This window comes from Micromonospora sp. NPDC004551 (assembly GCF_040609975.1).
Taxonomy (GTDB): Bacteria; Actinomycetota; Actinomycetes; order Mycobacteriales; family Micromonosporaceae; genus Micromonospora.
Genome location: NZ_JBEXLM010000026.1, coordinates 17,295 through 35,905 on the forward strand (window position 1 = coordinate 17,295; position 18,611 = coordinate 35,905).

The following is an 18,611-nucleotide window of genomic DNA, read 5'->3' on the forward strand; positions in this document are numbered from 1 at the left end:
TACCCGCCCGCCGCCCCCTCTGTCGATGTTGATCAAGAAGTTCGCGTCGGCATCCGGCCGGATCCTGACGCGAACTTCTTGATCAACTCTGCGGGTGGGTGGGGCCGGGTGGGCGCGGTGGTCAGGCGGGGAGGGGGGTCAGGCGGGTGCGGGGGCCGGCGCGGAGGACGCCCGACGGGAGCTTCTTGCCGACCAGGTGTTCGGCCAGCTCGGCGGCCTCGATCAGGGCGGCCAGGTCGATGCCGGTGTCGATGCCCATGTCGTGCAGCATGTGCACGGCCTCCTCGGTGGCCAGGTTGCCGCTGGCGCCTGGGGCGTACGGGCAGCCGCCGAGGCCGCCGACGCTGGCGTCGAACTCGGTGATGCCCAGCTCCATGGCGGTGAGCATGTTGGCCAGCGCGGTGCCCCGGGTGTTGTGGAAGTGCAGCAGGACCGGCACGTGGGCGTTGCGGTCCCGGACCGCGGTGACGAGCTCGCGGACCCGCCGGGGCGTACCCATGCCGGTGGTGTCGCCGAAGGCCACCCGGTCGGCGCCGTCCCGGACCACCCGGTCGACGATGCCGGCCACCCGGCGCGGGTCGACATCCCCCTCGTACGGGCAGCCGAAGCTGGTCGCCACGATCACCTCGGCGGTCGCACCGGCGCCGTGCAGCAGGTCGATCAGCTCGGCGATGTCGTCGAGCGACTCCTCGGTGGACCGGTTGACGTTGCGCCGGTTGTGGGTGTCGCTGGCCGAGACCACCACCTCGATCTCGGTGAAGCCGGCGGCCAGGGCGCGCTGCGCGCCGCGGGTGTTCGGCACCAGCGCGGAGTAGCGCACCCCGTCGGCCTTCGCGGCCCGCTGCCACACCTCGTCGGCGTCGGCCATCTGCGGGATCGCCTTCGGATGAACGAAGGAGACGGCCTCGATCCGCCGCACGCCGGTGCCGGAGAGCGCGTCGAGCAGCCGTACCTTGGCGTCGGTGGGGATCGGCTCCTCGTTCTGGAGCCCGTCCCGCGGCCCGACCTCCCGGATGGAGACGAAGTCCGGCAGTTCCGCCATAAGGGGTCACCTCACTGTGACGGTGTTACGTGATGGGTTCCCCCAGCATCCCACCCGCCGGTCCCGCCCCGCCGATCATGAGATTAGCGGCAGATTTCGTCCGTTTTGCCGCCGCCAACCTCATGATCAACGGGATCGGGGGCCGGGCGGCGTCAGCGCATGCGGGAGACGATGCCGGTGTCGTAGTCGCCGGAGAGGAACTCCGAGTTCTCCAGCAGCTCGGCGAAGAAGGGGAGGTTGTTCTTCGGGCCGGCGATCTCGAACTGGGCCACCGCGGCCCTCGCCCGCCGCACCGCCTCGTCCCGGGTGGCGCCGCTGACGATGAGCTTGGCCATCAGGCTGTCGTAGAAGGGGGTGACCGTGTTGCCGGCCACGTAGCCGGAGTCGACCCGCACGCCCTCGCCGGCCGGCTCGTTCCAGGTGCTGATCGCGCCCGGGCCGGGCAGGAACCGCTTCGGGTCCTCGGCGTTGACGCGCAGCTCGATGGCGTGCCCGCGCGGCGCGAGCGCGTCCGGGTCGAAGGTCGGGGCCAGGCCGGCGGCCACCCGCAGCTGCTCCTCGACCAGGTCGACGCCGTAGACGTACTCGGTCACCGGGTGCTCGACCTGGAGCCGGGTGTTCATCTCCAGGAAGAAGAACTCGTTCGTGGCCGGATCGAGCAGGCACTCCACCGTGCCCGCGTTGCGGTAGCCGACCGCCTCGCCCGCCCGCACCGCCGCCGCCAGGAACCGCGCCCGCAGCTCGGCCGAGACCGCCGGGGACGGGGACTCCTCGACGAGCTTCTGGTTGCGCCGCTGCACCGAGCACTCGCGCTCGCCGAGGGCCACCACCCGGCCGTCGGCCAGGCCGAGGATCTGCACCTCGACGTGGCGTACCCGGGGGAAGTAGCGCTCGATCAGCACCGAGCCGTCGCCGAACATCCGCTCGGCGAACGAGCGGACCTTGTCGTACTCGGTGCGCAGCGCGGCCTCGTCGGTCGCCACGCCCATGCCCATGCCGCCGCCACCGGCCGCGGCCTTGACCATCACCGGGTAGCCGATCTCCGCGGCGGCGGTGACCGCCGCGTCGAGGTCGGCCGCCGGGTCGGTGGTGCCGGGCGCGACCGGCACCCCGGCCGCCGCCATCAGGTTCCGGGCATTGATCTTGTCGCCCATCGCGCTGATCGCGTCCGCGCCGGGCCCGACCCAGATCAGGCCGCCGGCCTCGACCGTACGGGCGAAGTCGGCGTTCTCCGACAGGAAGCCGTAGCCGGGGTGGACGGCCTGGGCGCCGGTGTCCCTCGCGGCGGCCAGGATCGCGTCGACGTTGCGGTAGCTGAGCGCGGGATTGGCGGGGCCGACGCAGACCGCCTCGTCGGCCTCGGTGACGAAGGGCAGCCCGGCGTCGGCCTCCGAGTGCACGGCGATCGCACGGATCCCGAGCCTCTTCGCGGTGCGGATGATCCGGCGCGCGATCTCGCCACGGTTGGCCACCAACAGCGATTCGAACAAGGAAGGGTCCCTTCTTGACGCTTCTTGCATAGCAGGGGCCCCTTCTTAACACGCGGAGGGCGCGCGTGCTTAACGGGCGTTAAGGCCCGCCGGGCGTCAGGCCGGATCGGTGGGGGCGAGCAGGGCGGCCAGGGTCGCGCCCCGCAGCAGCTCGGCCCGCCGGCGGCGGTCCACTTCGCCCCCGAGGAACGGCGTGGAGTTCATGAGGCCGAACGCGGCGTGGGCGAGCACCCGCGCCTCGCCGTCCGGCAGCCCGGGGTGCAGCGCGGTCAGCACGGTCACCCACTCCTCGACGTACATCCGCTGGAGCCGGCGGATCCGGCGGCGCGGCTCGTCGGGGAGGCGATCCAGCTCGTGCAGGTGCAGGGCGATCACGGCCGGGTTGGCCAGCGCGAAGTCGACGTGGAAGTCGATCAGCGACTCCAGCGTGCCGCGCGGGTCGTCGGGGTGGTTGGCGGACCGTTCCCGGCCGCCCGCCAGCAGCCCCTCGCTGACCGGGATCAGCGCGGCGACCAGCATCGCCTCCTTGCCGGCGAAGTGGTGGTAGAGGGCCGGACCGGTGACACCGGCGGCGGCGCCGATGTCGTCCATCGACACCCCGTGGTAGCCCCGCGCTGCGAAGAGCCCGACCGCGATCTCCAGGATCTCGTCGCGCCGGGACCGGCGCCGGCCCGCACCCGCGCCGTTCGCCGCGCCCCGCGCCTGCTGTTCCACCGCCACCGGGCCAGCCTAGTCCGCGCGCCCGGGCTGGTGGAGCCTCGGTTACCCGTCGGTCGCCTCACACCCCGCGCCGCTTGACCCTCGACCCGGTTCAGGCCGGAGGGTCCGTCGGCATGACCGCTTCCGTACTCGGCCGCGACTACCGGCTGCTCTGGTCCGCCGCCGTTTCCTCCCGGTTCGGCGACGCGCTGCGTACGCCGGCCCTGGCCCTGCTCGCCGCCGCGCTCACCCGCGACCCCCGGGCGATCGCCGCGGTGACCGTGGCCGGGCAGCTCCCGCCGCTGGTGTTCGGACTGCTCGGCGGCGCGTACGCCGACCGGTGGGACCGGCGCCGGACGATGGCGGCGGTGGACGGGGCGCGGGCCGTGGTGGTGGCCGCGCTCGCCGGACTGGTCGCCAGCGGCCGGGCCGGGATCGCCGCGCTGGCCGCCGCCGCGTTCCTGCTCGCCACCCTGGGCACGCTCTTCGACGCGTCCGCCTTCGCGCTGCTGCCGTCACTGGTGTCGCCGGCCGCCCTGGCCAGCGCCAACGGCCGGCTCCAGGCCGGCACGGCGGTGGCCGGCGGCCTGCTCGGCACCCCGCTGGCCGGTCTCCTCTTCGCCCTGGCCGCGTCGCTCCCGTTCGCCGTGGACGCGCTCACCTTCGCCATCGCGGCCGCCCTCGCCCTCGCCCTCCGCCCGCTGCCGGCGGCCCCGGCCCGGCCGGCCGGGCCGGGCGTGTGGCGGGAGGCGTGGGCCGGGATGCGGTGGGTGCGCCGAGACCGGGTGCTGTGGGGGATCGCCCTCGCCTCCGCGGGGTCGAACCTGGCGATCAGTGGGCTGATGGCGGTCCTGGTGCTCTACGCGCTCGGGGCGCTGCGGGTGCCGCCGCAGGGATACGGGCTGTTCGCCGCGGGAGTGGTGGTCGGTGGGCTGCTCGGGGCGCTGGTTGCCGGGCGGGTGGCCACCCGGTTCGGCACGTTGCCCGCGCTGCGCGCGGTGCTGCTCGGGCAGACCGTGGCACTGGCCGGGTTCGCCCTGGCCCGCGGCCCGTTGACGGGGGGCGTGACGTTGGCCGTGTTCGCGGCCGGGACGACGATCTGGAACAGCCTCTGGTCCGCGTACGGGCAGCGGAACGTGCCGGGGGAACTGCTCGGGCGGGTCGGCGCGGCGCAGCGCGTCCTCGGCCTGGCCGCCGCACCGCTCGGCGCGGCGCTGGCCGGGTTCGCCGGCGAGGCGTACGGGGTGGGTCCGGTGGTCAGCGCGGCGGCGGTCGTGTTCGCCCTGGTCACCGCCGCCGCGTGGGGAACGCTGCGCGGCACGGGATGACGGTCAGCGGCCGCCCGGTTCGAAGCCGGCCAGCCGCACGGCGAGCCGCCGCCGGACCGGCGGCAGGGCGGAGCCGAACCGGAGCACCAAGTCGCGCAGCGGCCGGGCGGCCGGCGGGACGGCGGTGAGCCGGGTGAGCCCGGCGGCGAAGCCGAGCACCTCCTCGGCGAGCGGGCGGCGGGCGGCCGCATACCCGTCGAGGAGCGTGTCGGAACCCCCGGCGAGCACGGCGGCGAGGGTGTCGCCGAGGGTGACGGCCTCGCGGAGGCCGAGGTTCATCCCCTGCCCGCCCGCCGGGCTGTGCACGTGCGCCGAGTCCCCGGCGAGCAGCACCGGGCCGGACCGGTAGCTGCTCGCGATCCGGTGGTGGATCCGGAACCGGGAACTCCAGCGCACGTCGGTGAGCTGGTCCGGCCGCCGGGCGGGCCCGCGCTCGTCGAGCAGCGCCTGGAAGTGCCGCGCCTCCGGCTCTCGGGGCGCGTCGGCCACCGCGGCCACCAACCGAACCATGCCGTCGGGCAGCGGCGCCCAGACCAGTGGCCCCTGCCGGGCCAGGAAGAGGTTGACCTGGTCGCGGGGCAGCGCGCTGTCCACCCGGACGTCGGCGAGCAGGAACGACTCGCCCGGGTCGGCCGGCCCGCCGAAGTCGATGCCGGCCAGCTCGCGCACCGGGCTTCGCATGCCGTCCGCGCCGACCACCCAGCGGGCCCGGACCCTCTCGCCGCCCGCGAACGTCGCGGTGGCGCCGTCGCCGTCGAGGTCGAGGCCGGTCAGCTCGTACGGCCGGAGCACCCGCCCGCCGAGCGCGGTGAGCCGGTCGGCGAGCACCGCCTCGGTCTCGGCCTGGGAGACCAGCAGCGCGTACGGATAGCGGGACGGCAACCGGTCGAAGGGGACGGTGAGCAGCACCCGGTCGCGGTCGCGGACGCTGAACCGGGTCGACGCCAGCCCGCGGGCGGCCAGCGGGGCGGCGACGCCGATCCGGTCCAGCACCTCCAGGGTGCCGGCGTGCACCACGGCGGCCCGCGAGGTGACCGGCGGGGCGGCGAGCCGGTCCACCACGGTGGCGGTCACCCCGTGTCCGGCCAGGGTCGCGGCCACGGCCAGACCGGTCGGCCCGGCCCCCACCACGAGGACGTCGGTGCGCTCGGGAAGCATGGCCCCACCTCCAGGGTTGCCAACAACTGTTTGCCAACAGGTGTTGACAACGGTAGGCGCGCCTCCGTTTCGATGTCAACGCTTGTTGGCCTACAGTTGTGGGCATGACCGACACGGCACCCCGCGCCCGCCGCTCGGACGCCACCCGGGCGGCCATCCTCCGCGCCGCCCGCGAACGCTTCGCCGCCGACGGCTACGAGCGGGCCACCATCCGGGCCATCGCCGCCGACGCGCGGATCGACCCGTCGATGGTGATGCGCTACTACGGCAGCAAGGAGGGGCTGTTCGCGGCGGCGGCCGAGTTCGACCTGCGCCTGCCCGACCTGGCCGCCGTGCCACCGGACCGCCTCGGCGAGACCCTGGTGCGTCACTTCCTCGCCCGCTGGGAGGGCGACGAGACGCTCGCGGCGCTGCTCCGGGCGGCCAGCACCAACGCGGGAGCGGCGGAGCGGATGCGCCTGCTCTTCGCCAACCAGCTCGCCACGGCCGTGGCCGGCTTCGGCACCGGGCCGGCGAGCACCGCCCACCGGGCCGGCCTGGTGGCCAGTCAGATCCTCGGCCTGGCCTTCACCCGCTATATCGTCCGGCTGCCGCCGGTGGTGGAGATGACGCCGGAGGATCTGGTCGACTGGGTCGCCCCGACCCTCCAGCGTTACCTGACCGGCCGGCCTAGCCGCTGAAGCTGCCCGGCTCCTCGCCCCGCACGACGGGGGCCCGGACCAGGTTGCCCCACTCGGTCCACGAGCCGTCGTAGTTGCGAACCTGCGGGAACCCGAGCAGGTGGTGCAGCACGAACCAGGTGTGGCTGGACCGCTCGCCGATCCGGCAGTAGGCCACCACGTCGTCGGACGGGCTCAGCCCGAGCTGGTCGACGTAGATCGCCCGCAGCTCCTCCACCGGCTTGAAGGTGCCGTCGTCGTTCGCGGCGGACTTCCACGGCTTGCTCACCGCGCCCGGGATGTGCCCGCCGCGCAGCGCGCCCTCCTGCGGGTAGGCCGCCATGTGCAGCATCTCGCCGGTGTACTCACCGGGCGACCGCACGTCGACCAGCGGCCGGCCGGCGGTCACGTGCGCCATCACGTCGTCGCGGAACGCCCGGATCGGCTTGTCGTTCCGCTCCGGCACCGGATAGTCGGCGCGCGGCCGGGTCACCGTGTCCTTGGACATCTCGCGCCCCTCGGCGACCCACTTCATCCGGCCGCCGTCGAGCAGCCGGACGTCCGCGTGGCCGAAGAGCTCGAACACCCAGAGGGCGTACGCGGCCCACCAGTTGAAGTTGTCGCCGTAGAAGACCACCGTGTCGCCGCGGCCGATGCCCTTGGCGGCACACAGCTCGGCGAAGCTCTCGGCGTCGAGGTAGTCGCGGGTCACCTGGTCGTTCAGCTCGGTGTGCCAGTCGACCTTCACGGCCCCGGGGATGTGGCCGGTGTCGTAGAGGAGAACGTCCTCGTCGGACTCGACCACCACGAGGCCGTCGTCGCCCAGGTGCTCGGCCAGCCACTCCGTGGTGACCAGGCGCTGCGGGTCGGCGTATGACTGGAGGTGGGTGTTCGGATCGCTCGGCACAGGCATGAGCCCCAAGTTACGCCGGATCGCGGGTTCCGGACCGGCCATCCCGTGTGGTGGGGCCAACACCGGTCAGGCGCGGCGGTGCACCAGCCGCCCGGCCACCACCGTGGCCAGACAGGAACCGTCGGGGCCGAACACGGCCAGGTCGGCGCGGCCGCCGGCCACCAGCGCCGGAGGCCGGACGGCGGCGAGCACCACCACCTCGTTGCGCGCGGCGGCGGCCCGCAGCGCCGGGTCGGTGACGTGGTCGGCGAGCACCGCGGCGGCACCGAGCCGGAACAGGGCGTGCACCCGCTCACGCGGGGTCGGCGCGGGCGGCAGGGGCCCGTCGTGCACCAGCGCCGGCCCGAGGACGCCGGCCCAGCGCCGCACCCGCACCTCCGGGTACGCCCCGGTCAGCTCGTCGACCGGCCCGACGGCCGCGACCCGGTCGCCGGTCACCAGCACGGCCTGACCCGGCCGGGGCTCGTCGTCCAGGGTGAGCCGCAGCAGGGGCGCGACGTGCAGGGTCCGCACCGTCAGTCGAGGGTGATCGGCCCGAGCACCGGCCGCTTGGCGGTGATGAGGTCGCCGGAGGAGCGGCCGGTCAGCCGGCGCTTGATCCACGGGGCCAGGTGCTGACCCGCCCAGCGCAGGTCGGCGGCCCGGGCGGCCAGCCAGGGGGTGGGCGCCGGGTGCGGCGGCACCATCAGCCACTCCTCGTCGCAGGCCACGCCGAGCGCGGCGAGCACCTGCCCGGCCACCCGACGGTGCCCGGCCGCGGACAGGTGCAGCCGGTCGGTGCTCCACAGCAGCGGGTTGAGGTAGGTGTCGTCGGCGTACAGGTCGACCAGGATGGCGCCGTGCCGCTCGGCGACCTCGCCGACCACCCGGTTGAGCAGGTTCACCCGCGGGGCCACCAGCCGCTGGCCGGGCAGCCGGGCCATCACGTCGGCGAACCGGAACAGCACCACGTCGGCGCCGCCGGCACGCAGCCGGCCGATCACCGCGTCGAAGCGCGGCACGAAGGCATCCGGATCGAAGGTACGGCGCAGCACGTCGTTGCCACCGGCCGCGAAGCTGATCAGGTCGGGCTGCATGGCCAGCGCGGCCGGCACCTGCTCGGCCACGATGTTCGGGAACAGGCGGCCCCGGATGGCCAGGTTGGCATAACCGAAATCGGGGCCGGCCTCGGCGGCGAGCCGGGTGGCGACCAGGTCCGCCCACCCCCGGTAGGTGCCGTCCGGATAGGCGTCGTCCATGCCCTCGGTGAAGCTGTCGCCCACCGCCACGAAGCTGCGCCAGCGCACTGCGCCTCCCTCTGACTGACCCGGCAGAGCTGCGTCGGCCAGTCTCGCACCGACCGGTCTCCCGCCGCCCGACCCCCGCGCGGTACGTGGCGGAGGTCATCGGGACAAATATCCCGCTTGATGGATCCGGGGCAGATTCCGTCCGCCGGACCGTGGATGATGTTGCCCGTCATCCGGTCGGGGGGTGGGCGGCGCCCGCCGCTGCGGCTGGTCAGCGACAGCGCGAACGAGGACCGCATGACCCAGGGACACCCGGCCGCCTTCCCGGCCGACGGTCAGCCGCACCCGCCGGGCCAGGCGTACCCGGCCGCAGGCACGGGTCTCCCCGCCCCGCCCGGCTACGGGCCACCCGGGGCGTACCCCAACGGGCCGGTGCCGCCGGGTTTCGGGCCCTACCCGCCGCCCCCGCCGCCGCGGCCGAAGTCCCGGCGTGGCCTGTGGATCGGGCTCGGCGCCGGGGCGCTGGCCCTGACCCTCTGCGCCGGCACGGCGATCGGCGTGGGCGTCGGGCTGAGCGAGCGCGGCGAGGACGCCACCCCGAAGGCCGCCGCCGCGGCGAACGGCGTGACCGTCACCCAGCAGGACCTGGACGACCTGCTGGCCCGGCACAGCAAGGCCCTCGCCGACAAGGACCTGAAGGGCTACCTGGCCCCCTTCGACCCGGCCCGCAAGGACCTGGTCGCCGGCCAGACCCGCCTCTTCACCAACCTGGGCAAGCTGCCGCTGGCGGTCGGCGAGTACCGGACCGTCGCCCAGCAGGGGCGGACCACCGACAGCTTCGGCCGCGGGGTCAGCTTCCAGCTCGACGTCTCCTTCGTGCACCAGTTCGAGGGGTACGACCTCACCCCGGTCGCCGAGTGGTACCGCTGGACCGTCGTCCGCGAGAGCCAGGGCGCGCCGCTCAAGGTCACCGCGGTCACCGGAGCGCCCGCCGCGCTGGGCAGCTCGAAGACGGTCTACTACCCCGGCCCATGGGACAAGTGGCGCGACATCCACGTCGAGCGCACTTCGCACACCCTGCTCATCACCGACGCCACGCTGGCCGCCGAGGCGAAGCGCTACGCGCCGGTCGCCGAGGCGGCGGTGGCCGACGACTTCGCCGCGTGGCAGGCCGGCGGTGTCACCGCGAACATCCCGAAGGGCTTCGTCATCAGCCTGGTCAAGGGCAAGCAGGACCTTGGCTCGCTCTACCGGGTCAACAAGGACGAGACGACCGAGGCCGGTGTCTCGATCGGCATGGTCTCCGCCGACCGGGGCCAGAGTGTCGACATCGGCGGCAGCCGGATCGTGATCGACGTGGCCGACCGGTCCTTCTTCACCGCCGGCGACCGGAAGGGTCCCCGCGAGATCTTCCGGCACGAGGTGGGCCACTCCCTGGTCGCCAGCCTGGAGGACGCCGACAAGCAGGACTTCTTCGACGGCATCGAGAACTGGATCGTGGAGGGCTTCGCCGAGTACCTGGGCCACCGGGGCGAGCCGCTGCGGTCCAGCGGCCGCACGGCACAGGCCCGGTCGCTCGTCCGCTCCGGCGACTGGGACGGCACGCTGCCGAGCAACGGCGACTGGGACTCGCCGGGGCGGGTCAGCTTCCACTACTGGCTCGGGCACGCGGCGATGACCCACCTCGCGGAGAAGTACGGCGAGCAGAAGCTGTTCCAGTTCGTGACCGCCCGCTACCAGGGCGCCACCGCCGAACAGGCCAGCCAGCAGGTGCTCGGCGTCCCGCTGGACCGGTTCCAGGCCGGCTGGGCGGCGTACGTGCGGGCGCAGGCGCGCTGAGCGGGAACCCGAGGAGCGAAACGATGACGAACCCCCAGTCCCCCTGGCAGCCACCACACCCGCCGGCAGCCGTCCCACCGCAGGTGCCGGTGGGAGGAGCGCCGCAGGCTCCCCAGCCGGCCTGGCCGCAGCCGGCGCAGGTCCCGCCGACGCAGGGTGGTCACCCGGGCTGGCCCTCGGCCCCGCAGGCTCACCCGGCGTACCCGCAAGCGGGCCACCCGGCGTACCCCGTTGCGGGTCAGCCGACGTATTCGCAGGCCGGTCAGCCGGCGTACCCGCCGCAGGGATGGCCGGGGGCGGCCCCGCAGCCGGCGGCGGTGCCCAGGCGGCGCGGGCGCGTGGCGCTGCTGGTCGCCGGCGGCCTGGTCGCCGTGCTGGCCGTCGGCGCCGGCACCGCCTGGGGTGTCTCCCGGCTCGTCGGCGGCGGCTCGGGCGGTGACGGGGAACTGGAGACCGCGTGGGTGCTGGACTTCCCCGAACGGCAGGACACCGGCCTGACCACCTACGACCAGCAGGACATGTTCGGCGCCTGGCTCGCCGGCGACACGGTGGTCCGGGCACAGGGAGACGGTCTGCTCGCCTACCGGCTCTCCGACGGCGGGCAGGCGTGGGGCGCGCCCGCGCCGGAGGGCACCTCGCTCTGCGTCGCCGCGCAGGCGGTGACCGAGGGCCGGGGTGCGGTGGCGGTCGGCTCCGAGCAGTCCTGCAACACCGTCGCCGGCTTCGACCTGGGCAGCGGCAAGCTGACCTGGCAGGCGAAGTTCCCGGCGCCCGCCCGCGAGGGCCGGGGCGCGCTGGCCGCGCCGGACCTCTCCGTCGCCGGCCAGCAGGTGGTCGTCCGCTCCGGCGACACCATGATCGGATTCTCCCTGGCCGATGGGAAGCAGTTGTGGCGCACCACCGGGGAGAAACTGCTGCCCGGACGGGAATGCGGGTTCAAGGACATGCGGGCCGCCGACGACCTGGTGGTGGTCACCTACGGCTGCTCGATCGGCGGTGAGGTGGACGCCGTCGACCCGGCCACCGGCAAGGTGCGCTGGCGGCAGCGGCTGCCGGAGGCGAAGGTCACCGACGGGGCGCTGAGCGTACGGCCGCTGATCGGCCTGCCCGGGCTGGGGCACGACAGTTACACGGTGCGGGACCCGAGGACCGGCCGCGAGACCGGGTCGTTCACCGACCCGATCGACGGCACCGAACTGTGGGACGTGCCACCCAACCGGTCCAACGCGATCGACGGTCCGGCCGTCTACCAGTACCTCGCCGACGACGACACGCTCTACTACCCGACGTTCCCGAAGAACGTGCCGAACTCGGGGCGGGCGGCCAACCAGATCATCGCCATCGACCTGGCCACCGGGAAGAAGCGCTGGATCTCGTCCGGGCACAGCGCCAGCAAGGTCGAGCTGATCCGCCGCGACGAGCAGGGGTTGCTGGCCTGGGAGACCGGCGACCGGCGGAAGCTGCCGCCGCGGCTGGTCCGCATCGACCCCGCCACCGGTGCGGTCAGCGCGGTGGCCGAGGGGCCACTGTCGGCCGGCTTCGAGGGCGAGGAGGCCAAGGTCCTGGAGCGGGACGGGGTCGTGGTGATCGTGCCCTGGAAGCACGTCGTGGCGGACCGCGCGATCACCGTGCTGCGCTGAGTGAGGGGCGGCCCCGGTGGACCGCCCCTCACGTCGAGCCGGGTCAGCCGACCGCTGCGGTCCTCGAAGAACCGCAGCACCAGCACGGCCCGCTGCTTGGCGGAGAGCTTCGCCAGCGCGGCCCGGAGAGTCAGCCGGAGCGTGGTCTGCTGGGCGTGGTCGGGAGCCGAGTCGCCTCCGCGCGGCTCGGGCAGGTCACCCGGCATCGACTCGGCCACCCGGCGGCGCCGCCACCAGGAGACCTGAACGGCGTTCCCCGGCCGGAGCCGGCGATCGACCGGTCAGCGCGAAGCGGTGATGAGCACGGTGTGCTTGCTCACGTGGAAACCGCCCTCGGCGTCGATCCGGGCCTGGACCAGGTCCCGCGCGGCTGACCGCTGCGCGGGCGTGAGTGGCTCGTCGGCCATGCTGGCGAGATAGGCGAGGACCGGCTCCACGTCGGGAACCTCCAGGTCGCACGGGTACGGCTCGACGGCGACACCGGTGAAGGCGTCGGCCACGTACCCCGGTCCGGTCTCCGCCGTGACGTTGTTCTGGCAGAAGCCGAGCATCAGATCGGGGCGGCCGATGGCCACCGCGAGAGCGTTGAGCTCCGCGAGGTGGTCGGCGCCGTTGACGGCGACCGCGAGGCGGCCGCCGGAGCGAAGGACACGGGCGAACTCACGCAGCGCGGCGGCCGGATCGTCCAGGTGGTAGAGCATGTGGTTGGCGACCACGGTGTCGAAGCTGGCGTCGGCGAACGGCAGCCGGCTGGCGTCGCACCGTTCGACCCGAGCGCCGGGGACGCCGCGTAGCCGCACGCACATCGCCGCCGAGAAGTCGGTCAGGGTCAGCCGGAGTCCGCGGCCGCGGTGGTCCACCTGGCTCCACAGTCTCCCGGTGCCGGCGCCCACTTCGAGGACGTCACCGGCCAGCGGCAACCGCTCGTCGAGCCAGGCGAACCAGCCCTGCGGGTTCGTGCCGTGGTCGTGCAGGGCGATTCGGGCGGTGAGGTTGCCGGTCGTCGTCGCGTACTGGCTGGCGGCCCGGGTCGACGGAGTGACAGTCATGACGGCAGCGTAGGCCGATCGACGCGGGTTCAGAGGTAGAGGCAGAACGGGTGGCCGGCCGGGTCCAGGTGCACCCGCACATCGTCCTGCGGCTGGAACTCCGCCACCGAGGCGCCCACGGACACCGCGTACGCCGACGCCGCGTCGAGGTCGTCGACCTTGATGTCGAGGTGCGCCATCATCGGCGGGTCACCCGGTCCGGCGGGCCAGACCGGCCGCACGTACGCCGGCTCGGTCTGGAAGGACAGCCCGGCGCCGCCCCCGGGCGCGACAAGGGTGACCCAGTCCGGCTCGTCCTCCCCCCGGGACCACCCGAGCAGCCGTTCGTAGAACGCGGCGAGTTCCCGCGCGTCGGGCGCGTCCAGCACGGTCGCCGTCATCGTCAGCCGAGGTCGCTCGTCCATCCCCCTCTCCTACCCACACGAGGATGAATACGATCGCCTGCCGACCCCGCCCGCCGTACGCTGCGGCAATGCTGCTGCGCATGTCGACCCTGTTGCTCCGGACCCTGCGCGAGGACCCGGCCGACGCGGAGGTGCCGAGCCACCGGCTGCTGCTCCGCGCCGGCTACATCCGCCGCGCCGCACCGGGCGGCTACACCTGGCTGCCGCTGGGCAAGCTCGTGCTGGACCGGGTCGCCGAGATCGTCCGCGCCGAGATGGCGGCGATCGGCGACCAGGAGGTGCACTTCCCGGCGCTGCTCCCGGCCGAGCCCTATCGGACCAGCGGGCGGTGGACGGAGTACGGCGACGACATCTTCACCCTCGAGGACCGGAAGGGCGCCGAGCACCTGCTCGCCCCGACCCACGAGGAGATGGCAACGCTGCTGGTGAGGGACCTGTTCAGCTCGTACCGGGACTTCCCGGTGACGCTGTTCCAGATCCAGACCAAGTTCCGGGACGAGGCCCGGCCGCGGGCCGGCCTGCTGCGCGGTCGCGAGTTCCTCATGAAGGACGCCTACTCCTTCGACCTGGACGAGGCGGGGCTCCAGGCCGCCTACGACCGGCACCGCGACGCGTACCAGCGGATCTTCACCCGGCTCGGACTCGACTTCACCGTCGTGCATGCGATGTCCGGGGCGATGGGCGGCTCGGCGTCGGAGGAGTTCCTGGCCGCCACGCCGGTCGGCGAGGACACGTACGTCGGCTGCACCACCTGCGACTACGCGGCCAACACCGAGGCCGTGCTGACCCGCGCGCCGGCAGCCGGCGACCCGGAGGCGCACCCGGCGACCGAGGCGCACGACACCCCGGAGACGCCGACCATCGCGTCCCTGGTCGAGCTGGCCAACGCCCGCGCGCTGGGCGGCCGGACCGACTGGACCGCCGCCGACACGCTGAAGAACGTGGTGCTGGCCGTGCGCCGGCCGGGCGCCGAACGGGCGGAGCTGCTGGTGATCGGCCTGCCCGGCGACCGCGACGTGGACCTGAAGCGGGTCGAAGCCGCCCTGGCTCCGGCCGCTGTGGCGGTCTTCGAGGACTGGGCGGCACATCCGGAGCTGGTCCGCGGCTACATCGGGCCGCAGGTCCTGGCCAAGCACGGCGTCCGCTACCTGGTCGACCCGCGGGTGGTCACCGGCACAGCCTGGTTGACCGGCGCCAACGAGCTGGGCCGGCACGCCACGAACGTGGTCTGCGGGCGGGACTTCACCCCGGACGGCACCATCGAGGCCGCCGAGGTGCGCGCCGGTGACCCCTGCCCGGCCTGCGGCACGGGCGAGCTGACCATGCGCCGGGGCATCGAGGTGGGGCACATCTTCCAGCTCGGCCGCCGCTACACCGACGCGTTCGCGGTCGACGTGCTCGGCCCGGCGGGCAAGCCGGTCCGGCCCACCATGGGCTGCTACGGCATCGGGGTCTCGCGGGCCGTCGCGTCGGTCGCCGAGCAGCACCACGACGACCGGGGGCTGGTCTGGCCGGCCGAGGTGGCGCCGTGCGACGTACACCTGGTGGCGGCCGGGAAGGGGCCGCAGCTCGACGCGGCGCTGGAGCTCGGCGGGCGCCTCTCCGCCGCCGGGCTGCGGGTGCTGGTCGACGACCGCACCCACGTCTCGGCCGGGGTGAAGTTCACCGACGCCGAGCTGATCGGCATCCCGCGCGCCGCCGTGGTCGGCCGCCGCCTGGCCGAGGGATACGTCGAGCTGCGCGACCGGGCCTCCGGCGAGCGGATCGAGTTGCCGCTGGACGGCCTGGTCGAGCGCCTGCTCGACGAGGCGCGTGGGGCGCGCCGCGACCGGGTGTAGCGGACGCGCCACGGGGTACCGCAGACGGATCGACCGAGGTGTTTCGGAGGCTCTCATGTACCGGGTCAGTGACGTGATGACCAAGCAGGTGGTCTACCTGCCCGCGGAGACCCCCCTGGACGAGGCGGCCAGGGTGATGAAGGAGTCGGACATCGGCGATGTGGTGGTGACCGACGGCGCCACCCTGGCGGGCATGCTGACCGACCGGGACATCGTGGTGCGGGCCGTGGCCGAGCGGGCCGACCCGGCGAGCACCACCATCGGGTCGATCGTCACCCGCGAGGTGGTGATGATCGAGCAGCACTGCACCGCGAGCGAGGCGGCCGCGCTGATGCGCGAGCGCAACATCCGGCGGGTGCTGGTCTGCGACAACGACCGCAAGCTGGTCGGCATCGTCTCCCTCGGCGACCTAGCCATGCAGCTCGACCCGGACTCCGCCCTGAGCGACATCAGCGAGGCCGCCCCGAACCTGTGATCCGCCCGACCCGGTGCCCTCCCGGCCGACCCGGGAGGGCGTTGGGCCACCGGCGGTAGCCTGGCGGTCATGTCCGAGATGCCGAGCAAGCTGGCCGAGATCGTCGACGAGTTCGCCGCCGCCCCGCGCGACGTGGTGCTGGAGATGCTGCTGGAGTTCTCCGACGTGATCCCGCCGCTGCCCGAGGGCGTGGACCGCGAGGATCTGGAGCAGGTCCCGGAGTGCCAGACCGCGTTCTTCCTGCGCGCCGAGGTCAACCCGGACAGGACGGTGAGCACCGTCTTCGACTGCCCGCCGGAGGCGCCGACCACCCGGGCGTTCGCCGGCATCCTCGCGGAAGGGCTGGCCGGTGCCAGCGCCGAGGACGTGCTGGCCGTGCCGGACGACCTGTACCAACGGATGGGCCTGGCCCAGGCCATCAGCCCGCTGCGGATCCGCGGCGGCACCGCCATCCTGGCCCGGCTGAAGCGCCAGGTCCGGGAACAGATCTCCTGATCGACGGGTTGTCGCTGGTCATGGAGATCGAGATCTACGCCGACGTCGTCTGCCCCTGGTGCTGGATCGGCAAGCGCCGCCTGGAGCAGGCCCTGGAGCGGTACGACGGCGAGGTGACCGTCCGGTTCCGGCCGTTCCAGCTCGACCCGACGCCGGTGACCGAGCCGAAGCCGCTCATCGAGGCGCTGGGCGCGAAGTTCGGCGGCCGGGACAAGGCCGAGGGCATGGCCGCCCACGTCACCCAGGTCGCCAGGGGCGCCGGGATCGACATGCACTTCGACCGCGCGGTGGCCGCGAACACCTTCGAGGCGCACCGGCTGGTCCGGTTCGCCACGGAGCGGGGCCGGGCCGCCGAGCTGGTCGAGCGGCTCTACCGGGCGCACTTCCAGGACGGGATCGACGTCGGGTCGACCGACGCGCTGGCCAAGCTGGCCGCCGAGGTCGGCCTGGACGAGTCCGAGGCCCGCGAGTATCTGGAGTCGAACCTCGGCCGCCGGGAGGTGGCCGCCGACCTGAGCGCCGCGCACCAGCTCGGCGTCTCCAGCGTGCCGACCTTCGTGCTCGCCGGGAAGTACGCCGTGACCGGCGCCCAGGAGCCGGAGACCATGCTGGCCGCCCTCCACGAGGTGGCCCAGCGCGAGGCGTCCGCGTGATGTTTCACGTGGAACAAGATCGATGCGGGTGAGGGCCTAGGCCGGCCGGGCCAGGTCCTCCACCACGGTCGCCCCGGGCAGCGCGCCGAGCGCCGGCCCGGGCAACGCGATCTTGCTGTGGCGTACGCCCGATCCGATGATGACGTGCGGCGTGGCGATCACCCGCGAGTCGACGAAGATCGGCCAGCCCTCGGGGAGCCCGATCGGGGTGATCCCGCCATACTCCATCCCGGTCAGTTCGACCGCGTCGTCCATCGGCGCGAAGCTCGCCTTGCGGGCGTCGAGCAGCCGGCGGACCATGCCGTTCACGTCGGCGCGGGTCGTGGCGAGCACGATGCAGGCCGCGTACCGCGTCTCGCCGGCCCGCTTGCCGGCGACCACCACGCAGTTGGCCGACTCCTCCAGCCCCACCTCGTACGCCGCACAGAACGCCGCCGTGTCGGCCAGCTCGGCGTCGATCGCGGCGACCAGCACCTCGTCCACGTCCACCGGAGCCTCGTCCGGCCACCGCTCGATCGCGGCGGCCACCGGCGGCGCCAGCAGGTCCAGTCGGGTACGGGCGGGCTCGGTTTTCAGCGTCCCCATCACGGATGCGATCCTCGCACCCATGAGGCGGCTCCGCTGACCGACGTGCCGGCCGGCCCGAATCCTGGGCGGCCCGAGGGTCAGCTGCCGGTGAGGAAGGCGTTCTCGCGGGCGAACGTCCGGTCCTGGTGGGCCGCCAGCTCCTCGGCCCGCAGGGCCTGGGCACGGTGGGACTCCACGTCCTCGATGCCGTGCCGGACCCCGAGCCGGATCACGCCGTAGAGGAAGACGAAGCCGAAGACGTACAGGATCACGGTGGTGACGAAGACCAGCATGCGGCCACGGTAGGGCGACCCGGAACCGCAAGAGGTTTCATCTCCGGCCGGTTCCCCCGTACGTGTCGGCGAGGTGGTCGGCCCAGGTGCGGGTGCCGGTGGGAGTGGCGGTGGTGGTGAGCGCACCGGCGCGCAGTTCCCGGCCGAGCCGCCCCGGGATCCGCACCGGCAGCAGTGGACGGTGGGACCGCCGGGCCGCCCGCCAGGCGCGGACCGCCTCGTCGTAGCGGAGCACCTCCGGGCCGGCGAACTCCTCGATCCGCCCGGACGGGCCGGCGGCCAGCAGCGCGACGAGCCGGTCCGCCACCTCGCCGGGGTCGACGGGCTGGGCCAGCACCGCCGAGTCCCCGAGCACCGGGCCCAGCCGGCTCGCGGTCCCCAGCAACTCCTCCAGGAAATCCGGGAACTGGGTCGCCCGCAGCACACTCCACCGCACCGGCCCGGCCGCCACCACCTGCTCGGCGGCGAGCTTGTGCCGGTAGTAGCCGAGCGGCACCCGGTCGACGCCGACGATCGAGACGTAGACCAGGTGGCCCACCCCGGCGTGGCCAGCGGCCAGCACCAGCCGGCGGGTGCCCAGCACGTCGATCTGGTGGGTGCGCCGGTTCGGCGAGGAGGCCAGGTGCAGCACCGCCTCGACCCCATCGACCGCCGCGGCCAGCCCCTCACCGGTGGCCAGGTCGGCCGCCACCCACTCCGTCCCGGCGTCGTTGCGCGGCCGGCGGCTCACCGCGCGGACGGTGTGCCCCGCGTCCCGCAGCCGGGGCAGGACCACCCGCCCGAGCCGTCCGCTCGCCCCGGTCACCAGCACCCTCATCTCGTCCTCCTCCACGCGCTCGCTCC

At 73.9% G+C, this 18,611-nt stretch carries 20 protein-coding genes and 1 pseudogene; 8 read left to right on the forward strand and 13 right to left on the reverse strand.

The features are described 5' to 3' along the window. Positions 1 to 121 precede the first annotated feature (121 nt). The 3 genes from ABZW14_RS25785 to ABZW14_RS25795 all read right to left on the reverse strand — a co-directional run bounded on the left by ABZW14_RS25785 (position 122) and on the right by ABZW14_RS25795 (position 3,252). Positions 122 to 1,042 (reverse strand): hydroxymethylglutaryl-CoA lyase, encoded by a 921-nt coding sequence (locus tag ABZW14_RS25785; RefSeq protein ID WP_355351148.1) that lies wholly within the window; start codon positions 1,040 to 1,042, stop codon positions 122 to 124. Between the two features lie 152 nt (positions 1,043 to 1,194). Continuing rightward, entirely contained in the window at positions 1,195 to 2,532 is a 1,338-nt protein-coding gene (locus tag ABZW14_RS25790) for a biotin carboxylase N-terminal domain-containing protein (protein WP_355351150.1), read from the reverse strand. A 96-nt stretch (positions 2,533 to 2,628) separates the two neighbouring features. After that, the gene (locus ABZW14_RS25795; RefSeq protein WP_355351152.1) at positions 2,629 to 3,252 is read right to left on the reverse strand and encodes a helix-turn-helix domain-containing protein; all 624 of its coding nucleotides are present in this window, start codon (positions 3,250 to 3,252) and stop codon (positions 2,629 to 2,631) included. A 113-nt stretch (positions 3,253 to 3,365) separates the two neighbouring features. Here ABZW14_RS25795 and ABZW14_RS25800 point away from each other — a divergent pair, with 113 nt between their 5' ends. Beyond that, positions 3,366 to 4,559: an MFS transporter gene (locus tag ABZW14_RS25800; protein ID WP_355351154.1), complete on the forward strand. Its 1,194-nt coding sequence runs from the start codon at positions 3,366 to 3,368 to the stop codon at positions 4,557 to 4,559. A gap of 3 nt (positions 4,560 to 4,562) precedes the next feature. On the opposite strand, the gene ABZW14_RS25805 is transcribed toward ABZW14_RS25800, so the two are convergent. Then, positions 4,563 to 5,717 carry an FAD-dependent monooxygenase gene (locus ABZW14_RS25805; RefSeq protein ID WP_355351156.1) on the reverse strand — a complete coding sequence of 385 codons (1,155 nt, stop codon included), beginning with the start codon at positions 5,715 to 5,717 and terminating at the stop codon, positions 4,563 to 4,565. A 104-nt stretch (positions 5,718 to 5,821) separates the two neighbouring features. Between ABZW14_RS25805 and ABZW14_RS25810 the strand changes: the two genes are divergently transcribed. Then, positions 5,822 to 6,397, forward strand: coding sequence for a TetR family transcriptional regulator (locus tag ABZW14_RS25810; protein WP_355351158.1), 576 nt, complete (start codon positions 5,822 to 5,824; stop codon positions 6,395 to 6,397). Here the strand turns inward: ABZW14_RS25810 and ABZW14_RS25815 are convergent. The 3 genes from ABZW14_RS25815 to ABZW14_RS25825 form a co-directional block, all read right to left on the reverse strand. Then, positions 6,387 to 7,289, reverse strand: a complete 903-nt coding sequence (locus tag ABZW14_RS25815) for a sulfurtransferase (protein WP_355351160.1) — start codon at positions 7,287 to 7,289, stop codon at positions 6,387 to 6,389. The genes ABZW14_RS25810 and ABZW14_RS25815 overlap by 11 nt on opposite strands. Positions 7,290 to 7,355: 66 nt before the next feature. Further along, the gene (locus tag ABZW14_RS25820; protein WP_355351162.1) at positions 7,356 to 7,802 is read right to left on the reverse strand and encodes a hypothetical protein; all 447 of its coding nucleotides are present in this window, start codon (positions 7,800 to 7,802) and stop codon (positions 7,356 to 7,358) included. Positions 7,803 to 7,804: 2 nt separating this feature from the next. Then, entirely contained in the window at positions 7,805 to 8,575 is a 771-nt protein-coding gene (locus ABZW14_RS25825) for an SGNH/GDSL hydrolase family protein (protein WP_355351164.1), read from the reverse strand. Between the two features lie 237 nt (positions 8,576 to 8,812). On the opposite strand from ABZW14_RS25825, the gene ABZW14_RS25830 reads away from it, so the two are divergent. Then, positions 8,813 to 10,354 carry a hypothetical protein gene (locus ABZW14_RS25830; protein WP_355351166.1) on the forward strand — a complete coding sequence of 514 codons (1,542 nt, stop codon included), beginning with the start codon at positions 8,813 to 8,815 and terminating at the stop codon, positions 10,352 to 10,354. A 317-nt stretch (positions 10,355 to 10,671) separates the two neighbouring features. Then, the gene (locus ABZW14_RS25835) at positions 10,672 to 11,994 is read left to right on the forward strand and encodes a PQQ-binding-like beta-propeller repeat protein (protein WP_355351168.1); all 1,323 of its coding nucleotides are present in this window, start codon (positions 10,672 to 10,674) and stop codon (positions 11,992 to 11,994) included. 53 nt (positions 11,995 to 12,047) lie between these two features. Here ABZW14_RS25835 and ABZW14_RS25840 read toward each other — a convergent pair. The 3 genes and pseudogenes from ABZW14_RS25840 to ABZW14_RS25850 form a co-directional block, all read right to left on the reverse strand. Continuing rightward, a pseudogene (locus tag ABZW14_RS25840) lies at positions 12,048 to 12,242 on the reverse strand (SigE family RNA polymerase sigma factor); the annotation flags it as partial. A gap of 33 nt (positions 12,243 to 12,275) precedes the next feature. Continuing rightward, the gene (locus tag ABZW14_RS25845) at positions 12,276 to 13,043 is read right to left on the reverse strand and encodes a class I SAM-dependent methyltransferase (RefSeq protein WP_355351170.1); all 768 of its coding nucleotides are present in this window, start codon (positions 13,041 to 13,043) and stop codon (positions 12,276 to 12,278) included. Positions 13,044 to 13,072: 29 nt separating this feature from the next. Then, positions 13,073 to 13,447, reverse strand: coding sequence for a VOC family protein (locus ABZW14_RS25850; RefSeq protein WP_355351172.1), 375 nt, complete (start codon positions 13,445 to 13,447; stop codon positions 13,073 to 13,075). A 68-nt stretch (positions 13,448 to 13,515) separates the two neighbouring features. On the opposite strand from ABZW14_RS25850, the gene ABZW14_RS25855 reads away from it, so the two are divergent. From ABZW14_RS25855 to ABZW14_RS25870, 4 genes are all read left to right on the forward strand, one after another. Beyond that, complete coding sequence (locus ABZW14_RS25855; protein WP_355351174.1) at positions 13,516 to 15,285, forward strand: proline--tRNA ligase; 1,770 nt, start codon at positions 13,516 to 13,518, stop codon at positions 15,283 to 15,285. A 55-nt stretch (positions 15,286 to 15,340) separates the two neighbouring features. Next, the gene (locus ABZW14_RS25860; RefSeq protein WP_355351176.1) at positions 15,341 to 15,760 is read left to right on the forward strand and encodes a CBS domain-containing protein; all 420 of its coding nucleotides are present in this window, start codon (positions 15,341 to 15,343) and stop codon (positions 15,758 to 15,760) included. Between the two features lie 69 nt (positions 15,761 to 15,829). Next, positions 15,830 to 16,255 (forward strand): SufE family protein, encoded by a 426-nt coding sequence (locus tag ABZW14_RS25865; protein WP_355351178.1) that lies wholly within the window; start codon positions 15,830 to 15,832, stop codon positions 16,253 to 16,255. A gap of 20 nt (positions 16,256 to 16,275) precedes the next feature. Further along, positions 16,276 to 16,908 carry a DsbA family oxidoreductase gene (locus ABZW14_RS25870; protein ID WP_355351180.1) on the forward strand — a complete coding sequence of 211 codons (633 nt, stop codon included), beginning with the start codon at positions 16,276 to 16,278 and terminating at the stop codon, positions 16,906 to 16,908. Between the two features lie 36 nt (positions 16,909 to 16,944). Here the strand turns inward: ABZW14_RS25870 and ABZW14_RS25875 are convergent, their stop codons facing one another. The 3 genes from ABZW14_RS25875 to ABZW14_RS25885 all read right to left on the reverse strand — a co-directional run bounded on the left by ABZW14_RS25875 (position 16,945) and on the right by ABZW14_RS25885 (position 18,600). Continuing rightward, complete coding sequence (locus tag ABZW14_RS25875) at positions 16,945 to 17,493, reverse strand: YbaK/EbsC family protein (protein WP_355351182.1); 549 nt, start codon at positions 17,491 to 17,493, stop codon at positions 16,945 to 16,947. A gap of 80 nt (positions 17,494 to 17,573) precedes the next feature. Further along, positions 17,574 to 17,768, reverse strand: a complete 195-nt coding sequence (locus ABZW14_RS25880; RefSeq protein ID WP_355351184.1) for a hypothetical protein — start codon at positions 17,766 to 17,768, stop codon at positions 17,574 to 17,576. A 37-nt stretch (positions 17,769 to 17,805) separates the two neighbouring features. Next, the gene (locus ABZW14_RS25885; RefSeq protein ID WP_355351186.1) at positions 17,806 to 18,600 is read right to left on the reverse strand and encodes an NAD(P)H-binding protein; all 795 of its coding nucleotides are present in this window, start codon (positions 18,598 to 18,600) and stop codon (positions 17,806 to 17,808) included. Positions 18,601 to 18,611 lie beyond the last annotated feature (11 nt).

Coding starts and splice junctions, on each gene's coding strand:
- ABZW14_RS25785 (WP_355351148.1), bottom strand. CDS start 1,042: ATGGCGGAACTGCCGGACTTCGTCTCCATCCGGGAGGTCGGGCCGCGG.
- ABZW14_RS25800 (WP_355351154.1), top strand. CDS start 3,366: ATGACCGCTTCCGTACTCGGCCGCGACTACCGGCTGCTCTGGTCCGCC.
- ABZW14_RS25805 (WP_355351156.1), bottom strand. CDS start 5,717: ATGCTTCCCGAGCGCACCGACGTCCTCGTGGTGGGGGCCGGGCCGACC.
- ABZW14_RS25810 (WP_355351158.1), top strand. CDS start 5,822: ATGACCGACACGGCACCCCGCGCCCGCCGCTCGGACGCCACCCGGGCG.
- ABZW14_RS25815 (WP_355351160.1), bottom strand. CDS start 7,289: ATGCCTGTGCCGAGCGATCCGAACACCCACCTCCAGTCATACGCCGAC.
- ABZW14_RS25830 (WP_355351166.1), top strand. CDS start 8,813: ATGACCCAGGGACACCCGGCCGCCTTCCCGGCCGACGGTCAGCCGCAC.
- ABZW14_RS25845 (WP_355351170.1), bottom strand. CDS start 13,043: ATGACTGTCACTCCGTCGACCCGGGCCGCCAGCCAGTACGCGACGACG.
- ABZW14_RS25850 (WP_355351172.1), bottom strand. CDS start 13,447: ATGGACGAGCGACCTCGGCTGACGATGACGGCGACCGTGCTGGACGCG.
- ABZW14_RS25855 (WP_355351174.1), top strand. CDS start 13,516: ATGCTGCTGCGCATGTCGACCCTGTTGCTCCGGACCCTGCGCGAGGAC.
- ABZW14_RS25860 (WP_355351176.1), top strand. CDS start 15,341: ATGTACCGGGTCAGTGACGTGATGACCAAGCAGGTGGTCTACCTGCCC.
- ABZW14_RS25865 (WP_355351178.1), top strand. CDS start 15,830: ATGTCCGAGATGCCGAGCAAGCTGGCCGAGATCGTCGACGAGTTCGCC.
- ABZW14_RS25870 (WP_355351180.1), top strand. CDS start 16,276: ATGGAGATCGAGATCTACGCCGACGTCGTCTGCCCCTGGTGCTGGATC.
- ABZW14_RS25875 (WP_355351182.1), bottom strand. CDS start 17,493: ATGGGGACGCTGAAAACCGAGCCCGCCCGTACCCGACTGGACCTGCTG.
- ABZW14_RS25880 (WP_355351184.1), bottom strand. CDS start 17,768: ATGCTGGTCTTCGTCACCACCGTGATCCTGTACGTCTTCGGCTTCGTC.